Below are 7,521 nucleotides of genomic sequence, written 5' to 3' on the forward strand. Positions count from 1 at the left end.
ATTTTCCGTTAGGGCGGTAAATTGTACTTTGATACATGAAAATACGGGTTTTCTTGATTCAGACGCGCAGCGGTGTGCGTTTGTTTGCCGCTATAGCGAAATAAATCAGAAAATCAGACGCGGTCGTTCACTTGTTCAGCAACCAGACCAAAAGCCATTGACTCAGCAAGGGTTGACCGTATAATTCACGCGATTACACCGCATTGCGGTATCAACGCGCCCTTAGCTCAGTTGGATAGAGCAACGACCTTCTAAGTCGTGGGCCGCAGGTTCGAATCCTGCAGGGCGCGCCATTTCTTCTTCATTTATGCCCGTCTTATCCGTTTCCGCTTTGCCCTTCACCACATCACTTTTTGTCGCTGTTTGGCGAGATAATTCAACGGTGTCAGGCTGTAAAACGCCTTAAAAACAGAGATAAAGTACGACGTGCTGCTATAGCCACATAATTGCGCCACCTGAGTGATATTTTTGTTATCCATCAATAACATCTGTACGGCGTAACGCATACGACACTCTGTGACAATCTGGCTATAGCTGGTATTTTCGTTTTTTAATTTCTTTTTGAGCAGGCTGGGGCTTAAACATAGCGAACTGGCGACAATTCGCAGATTCCAGTAATGCTGAATATCGCTTTGAATAATGCGGCAGACGCTGTCGCGGACGCTGCTGCGTAAGATATACATCAGTAGGGCAATAAACCGCGATTGCTCAAGAAAGTTAGACAATACGGTAAAAAGTAATGCGCGCGTCAACTCCGCTTCGCAGGGTTTGCTGGGTTGCTGCTTGCTGTGGTTGGCGGCTAGCCGGAACACTTCCGGTGTACGGCTATGACAAGCGATAACCGGGGTTGCCAGCCGCGACCAGGGCTTTACACAGGTTAATTTCTTATTTAAAAACAACAGATAATAGTTGATGATGTTACGGTTGATGTGGGTGATTAATACGTGATTTAACGTTGAGAGTTCAATGACGTTATTGTTGCACGCGAAGGCGGCCAGGTAGTTTTTCGGAAGGGTAAACGTAGCATGGTTATTGACGCTTACCTCTACCTCTTTTTCGGTCAGGATCACCACGCAAGGTTCACTGCTGCTCAATTGCATTTCGCACTCCTCAGATATCAGAAACTCCGCTCAAAGGATCTATGCTTCCTGCATGAGTGATCGGCCCGTTCGCCGATAACGATCTTCTTTCTTTAGCATGCTTTTTAGCAATTAATCTTGATGGAATTCTGACGAGAGCGAAAGAGGTAAGCCAGGTCGTACCCGACTTACCTGGAGGGGATTTAATACTCGAGAATGCCGTGCGCGACGGGCAAATAGCGCAGAGAGAAATAGAGCATGTCTTTACCGCAAGAGGAACGTTTCGCTAACAGCGAGGCAATTTCTGCGTCCGGTTTCGGTTTCGCTGTAAAGGTTTTGCCTTTGCCGGCGACAAACAGTTCATAAACAATGCCGCTTGCTGGGGCGGAGCTTTGGCAATCGGCGCTGGCCTGTAGATAACGTTCACGCTGTTCAGCGGTAAGTTTATCCACGCCGCTGCCATCCTGTACCCAGACATTAACTCCGGTTGCTTTAACTTGTTCCAGCAGTTGGCGATAGCCATCGGGCGACATGTTTCCGGCGAAAAAACTACTGATATAAACCGGTTTTGCTGAAACATCGCTAATCAGCCGCTGCGCGTTGTTTAACCATGTTAGCAAAGGTTGACGGGCGGCTTCGCTGCGCCAGTTCAGGTCGTCAATTTCCGCGCTGATGTACCAGCCATCCGGCGTTATGCCAGGCGCGGCGCTCCATAATCTGGCTTGCTGGAGATCGGCAGCCAGCAGGCGATTAAGATAGCTTTCCAGCGCTGCAGACGACTGTTTCTGGTGCATAAAAAATTCCGGATCGGCGTTCAGCCCGACAATCAGCTTCAGGCCAGTCTGTTGCGCAGCTGCGGCACGCTTAAACAATAACGTGCGCTGTTCTGGCTGGGTAAATGCATCGCCGTAACGGGTCCATTGCAAAACCAGGGTATCGAAGCCTTGAAAACGTAACTGACTCATCAGCCCCTGCCACTGGGTATCGGTAACCTGACTATCTCGGTTTTGTGGTTGCCAGATAATACCTTTCATCGCAAAGGAAAAAGGGCTGACCAAAAGCAGTGTCAGCAATACGAAAATGAACTTACGCATTTACCAGTGCACTCCAATGGTGAGAAACGCGTTGTTGCGCTCTCCGTTACGTTGATTAATCGCCTTAAAGGTATGTTGATACTCGACGCCGAGACTGACTTTGTGCGGCCAGGCGTCGTAGTGCGTCTCGCCGGTCCAAATATTCCAGCGGACCCCGACACCGCCAAGCTGCGCGCCCTGAGTGCCTTTATCACGATAGCCGTTGTCCTGAACGTGAGCGTAAGGCTCAATAGTCTGTCCGTTAGCTACCTTCTGATGCCAGCTGACGCGATAATCTGCCGTCCACGCCTGAATATCCTGGCGGATATATTGCGCCGCATCGAGGTACAGGTTTTGGGCAAACCAGCCTGAACCGTTCGGGTGCCATTCGTCGCTGTATTTGCCGCCATTAAAGAATGAGGCGCTGGCGCGCAGCATGGTATCGGATGCGCCATTTTGCCCGTTCAGCGGCAACTGCTGTTCGACGGCGAGGAAAAAGATCTGATCGCGCAGCGGCTTCCAGCGCAGACCGGTGCCGGACATCGGATTTTTCACCGGCATCATCACCCCGTTTTCTCCGGTATCGGCAAAGACGCGGCTATAAACTGAGAGCAGGTCGCCTTCCAGCAGCATATTGCGTCCGATGCGGTACTCGGCTTCCAGTTGTCCGTAGCTACGATAGCTTTTCCCAGGCGCTGCACCGCCGACATTATTGTTAGCGGTACTCATTGCGCCGGAACGCAAGCCGATGGAAGAATCGAAACTGAACGTCCAGCGGCGACCGACCTCCTCATGCAAACGGCGGAAATTGAAGCGTTGCTGATTTTGCTCTGGGGTCAGTGGGGTTATCAGCGCCTGATTATCAATGTCATCAATCACCAGCCGGGCGTAGTGCTGCGTCGCAGGCATGTCATCCAGACGCTGGTTCACGTAGGCCAGTTGTCGGATCAGTGCCGGATCGTCCGGAAGCCCTTTATGCGCCTGTTCGAGCATTTCCCGCGACTGTGCGATATCACCGCTATCCCACAAGGCGTAACCAAGCGCTGCCTGGGTGTTGCTATTATTCGGTTCCAGTTCCAGTTCCAGCGCGGCGCGCAAATCACTCACCGCGGCCGGAACATTATGACGTTGGCGATAAATTGTCGCCCGCGCAACGTAAGCGTTGGCAGAAGGGGCAATATTGATTGAGCGCGTGAGATCGTTCAGTGCGAGTTCTGGCTGAGCTGGGATATAACGTTGCGCATGCAGCCACCAGTATTGAGCATTGTTTCCCAGCTCACGTTGTTCTGCCTGTTGAAGCCAGCGATCGCGAGCCGCGCCATTTCCCGCTGCCTGAGCGGTGTTGGCGGCGGCGAGCAGATCCTCATTGCTCATGTCGTGAAGACTGATTTTCTGCCAGGCCGCCAGTGCGGTGGCGTAGTCCTCAACCTGATACGCCTGATAGGCTACCGCACGATGTTGCCAGGCGCTCGGTTGTCGTTGTTCGGCCTGAAGCCATGCATACAACGCCACACCGGGTAGCGTGTCCCGATAACACTTTGCCAGACGGTTCCAGGCGGCAGCATCGTAGGAAGGCGACATATCGCCCAGCAAGCGAACTATTGCCGGGCAATTATCTGCAATACCCGGCAACTGACTTTGCCACTGACGTTGCTCCGCCAGCGGTAAGGGTTTCGATAAAATCGCCACCTTCGCCGGCGTTGCTAGGTAAGGATGACTTTCCAGCAGAGACGCCAGTCGCGCCATTAAAGTCTGGCTGACACGCGCATCGCCCTGGAAAGGATAGCGTTGCAGCAATAAATCGGCAGCTTCGCGTGACTGCTCGTTCTGCATCAGTTGCCAGGTCAGTTGATCCAGGCGGGGAAGATTTGTCGGTTCTTGCTGATACAGCAATCGTGCCAGACGCAGAGATTCAGCCTTGTTACGGGTCGCCACGCTGACAGCATAACGCTCCTCAAGCATTTCATTGGCGGGGAGGGTGGCGAGCAGTTTTTGCGCTGCGTCGTACTGACCCTCTTTTAACAGCACCGGTAGCGTCGCGCCAACAACATACTGGCGGTTATCGGCAAACTGCACCGTATAATTCGCCAATGCCTGAACGGGGTTGGCGCTGTATTTAGATAACAGATAGAGCCAACTTTTCTCTTGTGCGCCCGTGGTAAACAGCGGCTTATTTTCAATGAGATAATGCTGGAGGCGTGCTTTTTCGCCACGATAAGCCAGCGCGGTCGCGTAAGTAATATATGACTGAGGATCGGTGAAGATCCCCTGTGATTGCAGTGCCAGGATCCGATCGTCCAGCTGCCCGGCAAGAAGCACGTCAAACCACTGACGGCGTTCTGCCGCGCTTAATGTGTTCTGCTGGCGTGCTTCATTGTATAGCGTATCTGCCTGGGACCATTGTTTCAGGTAGATTGCCCGTTGCAGCAGATCGGTTCGCAGCGTTTTTCCTTCCGGCGATGCAGCAAACGTCGCATCGTTCAGTTGCGCTCTGGCGACAGGTAATTGTGCCAGCCGCAGGGCATTCTGCCCGACTTCACTGCGACAACGCAGGGTCGGCGCAGCGTCGCCCGCTTTTTGCTGGGCAAGCAGTTCTTCAACAGTCGTAACGCTTTTCACTTCAACTGGAATAGCCGCCAGACTGCGCTCAAGTCGGGCATCTCCTGGGTGACGTTTCAGTTGATCCTCAAGCAACAGCCGCGCCCGGTCATCATGACCAAAATGACGATAGGCTTCCGCAAGGTATAAAGTCAGCGGAATATTATCCGGCACCTGTTGGTGTATATATTCAAATTCGCGGATGGCGGTTGCTTCGTCGTTATTTTTCTGTGCCTTCAGCGCCTTATCGAGACGGGGATAAATAACAAAATGGCGATAATCGCTCAGCCCCAGCTCTTCTGCGCTGGTGCCGATATTGTCTGCGAGTGCGCTGGTACTCAATAAAGACGTCAGCAGTAAACCAGACCATCCGATGACGCGATTAAGGTTATTCTCCTTCATTTTCGGACTCCAGTTGCGCAACCTGTTCTGTGTTTAAACCTGCTTTGAGTAATAGTGATTGCATCGAAACTTGTAATTCGCGTTGAATTGTCAGGACGCGATCCAACGTTTCCTGGCTGATAACGCCTTCGGTGACCAAAAACTTGCCGAGCGGCAGAGAACTGCGTTCATGGCGCAATAACAACACGTTAATTGCTGAACGATTAATATGACCGAGCGTGGTCAGTATTTCGGCGAACAGGAACTGATGCGGCACATATTGCCGCCAGATTTCACCGGTCTGCTGTTCCGTGAGCCACTGATGCTGAACCGCATTGTACAACATTGCCCGCGGATCGTGACCGCGTCGGCGTGCATACCAGTGGCGTAACCCTGTGACAATTTGTCCCCGCAGAACAATGACGTAACGCACTTTGCGTCCGACTTTACGCGTCAGGGCCGCCAGCGAAACCGGGTCAATACCATCTTCACTGCCGACAATTAACTCATCATTTTCCAGACGCAGCGGCAGTACTGCATAATGCAGCGCTACGGAGGCTGGCATTTCGGCAATCAGCGAGGACGGGATCTGCCAGGCATCGATGGATTCCCACGCCACGCCGTTTTGCTCTGCCTGCGCCTGTGCCAGCTGCTCGGCGCTAATCAGCCCCTGCATCAGCATTGAACCGCCCAGGCGTAGACCTTCGACGCGATTACGCAGTGCTGTATCGAGTTGTTCTTCAGTGATGACCTGATTTTCCAGCAGAATTTGACCTAACGGGCGCAACGAGCGGGTATCGCCAGTGACGCTGGGGAAGTCATGCGTTGTTTTATCCCACGCCACGCGACGCGGATCGCCGTGCTGAAGAACCTGTTTCAGCACGCGCCAGTTAGCCATAAAGTTAATCAGGTTGCCCCAGAAAAGACGCAGGACGGAAAGCAGGCCCTGCGTGAGGCCGTAGTAGCCAGTGACGAAAATCACTCGCTGCACGATGCGGTTAACCATCAAGCCAAAGTTTAGCCACAGCAGGGTCATTAACCATGCGCTGCCGCTAAAAATAGAAAGGAAATGCCAGGCATCGGGCCACAAACTTTCATACGCCAGCAACAGCAAAAGCTGGATCATCACCAGCATCGCGAGGAAGCTGACAAAGTTACTGATTGCCCCTTTGCGGTCGCGCCAGAGAAAGTAGTTCAGCGTCAGGCTGGAGGTCCATTTATGGGTTTTAAAGCCCTGGAAAACAATGCCGATGATCCAGCGAGATTTTTGTCGAACCGCAGTCGAAAAGGTATCGGGGAAATATTCGCGCACGCAGATCATGTTTGACGTCCGTGCGTGCTGTAAAAATTTACGCTGCTCGCGTTCTTTGGCTTCGTCCACCACCGGAAAACGGACAAAAATTTCCGTCATACCTTTTTCTTTCAGGCGGAAGCCAATGTCGTAATCTTCAGTAAGACTCTGCACGTCGAAAGCAATACCGTTACCGTCAGCTAACAGTGCGGTCACGGCGCGGCGGCTGAAACAGGTGCCGACGCCTGCGCTGGGCACTTGTCCGGCGAGGGCTTCACGCACCGGAACATCTTTGCCATGCAGTTCTGAAAACTCATCAATGTAAGTCATGCTGGTGAAGTGCGTCCATTCGCGTTCAAACGGATACACTGGGATCTGAATCAGATCTTTACGCTCGACCAGATAGTTGAACAGACGCAATTCCATCGGTGAAATCACATCTTCGGCGCCATGCAGAATAAAACCAGCAAAAGCGAAATTGGCGCTACGTTCAAACTGGGTGATGGCGTCCAGCACGTTGTTCAGACAGTCGGCTTTGCTGGTGGGACCAGGACGCGCGCAGACTACCTTATGCACGTTCGGAAAGCGAGCGCACACTTCGTCAACATCACGTTGAGTATCGGGGTCGTTGGGGTAGGTGCCAACAAAGATATGATAGTTTTCGTAGTCGAGCGTGGTCGCCGCCAGCTCGGCCATATTGCTGATGACGCCCGTTTCATTCCACGCCGGAACCATAATCGCTAACGGTTTTTCATCTGGTTTATACAGTTCGCGGTAACTCATTCGCGGGTAGCGGCGATAAACACTCAACTTGCGTTTAATGCGGCGTACCCAGTAGACGACATCAATAAAAAAATCGTCCAGCCCGCTGATGAACATGATGACCGCTAACGTTATCGCGATTACTTTTAAGCCGTAGAGCCAGGTAGCAAAAACATCAAGAAGCCAGTCCACACAAAAACCTTACATTAACGCTGGTTATGTTTAGGGTGGCGTATATTAAGGTTTTTTATGAATTGTGACAGCTTTTTACCATTAATAGGGTAATGACTCCAACTTACTGATAGTGTTTTATGTTCAGATAATGCCCGATGACCTA

4 protein-coding genes and 1 tRNA gene are annotated in these 7,521 nt (G+C 52.0%); 1 reads left to right on the forward strand and 4 read right to left on the reverse strand.

Annotated elements, in window-relative coordinates; all coding sequences use genetic code 11:
• Positions 1-216: 216 nt before the first annotated feature.
• Positions 217-293 (forward strand) — tRNA-Arg (locus tag ACUU1I_RS18485).
• A 45-nt stretch (positions 294-338) separates the two neighbouring features.
• On the opposite strand, the gene envY is transcribed toward ACUU1I_RS18485, so the two are convergent.
• From envY to nfrB, 4 genes are all read right to left on the reverse strand, one after another.
• Entirely contained in the window at positions 339-1,100 is a 762-nt protein-coding gene (gene envY, locus ACUU1I_RS18490) for a DNA-binding transcriptional regulator EnvY (RefSeq protein ID WP_001177474.1), read from the reverse strand.
• 182 nt (positions 1,101-1,282) lie between these two features.
• Positions 1,283-2,173: a DUF4434 family protein gene (locus ACUU1I_RS18495; protein WP_001224555.1), complete on the reverse strand. Its 891-nt coding sequence runs from the start codon at positions 2,171-2,173 to the stop codon at positions 1,283-1,285.
• Positions 2,174-5,152 (reverse strand): bacteriophage adsorption protein NfrA, encoded by a 2,979-nt coding sequence (nfrA, locus tag ACUU1I_RS18500; RefSeq protein WP_005066618.1) that lies wholly within the window; start codon positions 5,150-5,152, stop codon positions 2,174-2,176. It abuts the gene before it with no gap.
• Positions 5,139-7,376 carry a cyclic di-3',5'-guanylate-activated glycosyltransferase NfrB gene (gene nfrB / locus ACUU1I_RS18505; protein WP_000383971.1) on the reverse strand — a complete coding sequence of 746 codons (2,238 nt, stop codon included), beginning with the start codon at positions 7,374-7,376 and terminating at the stop codon, positions 5,139-5,141. Before nfrB ends, nfrA begins: the two co-directional genes overlap by 14 nt.
• Positions 7,377-7,521 lie beyond the last annotated feature (145 nt).

Source organism: Shigella sp. SIG3 (assembly GCF_053555855.1).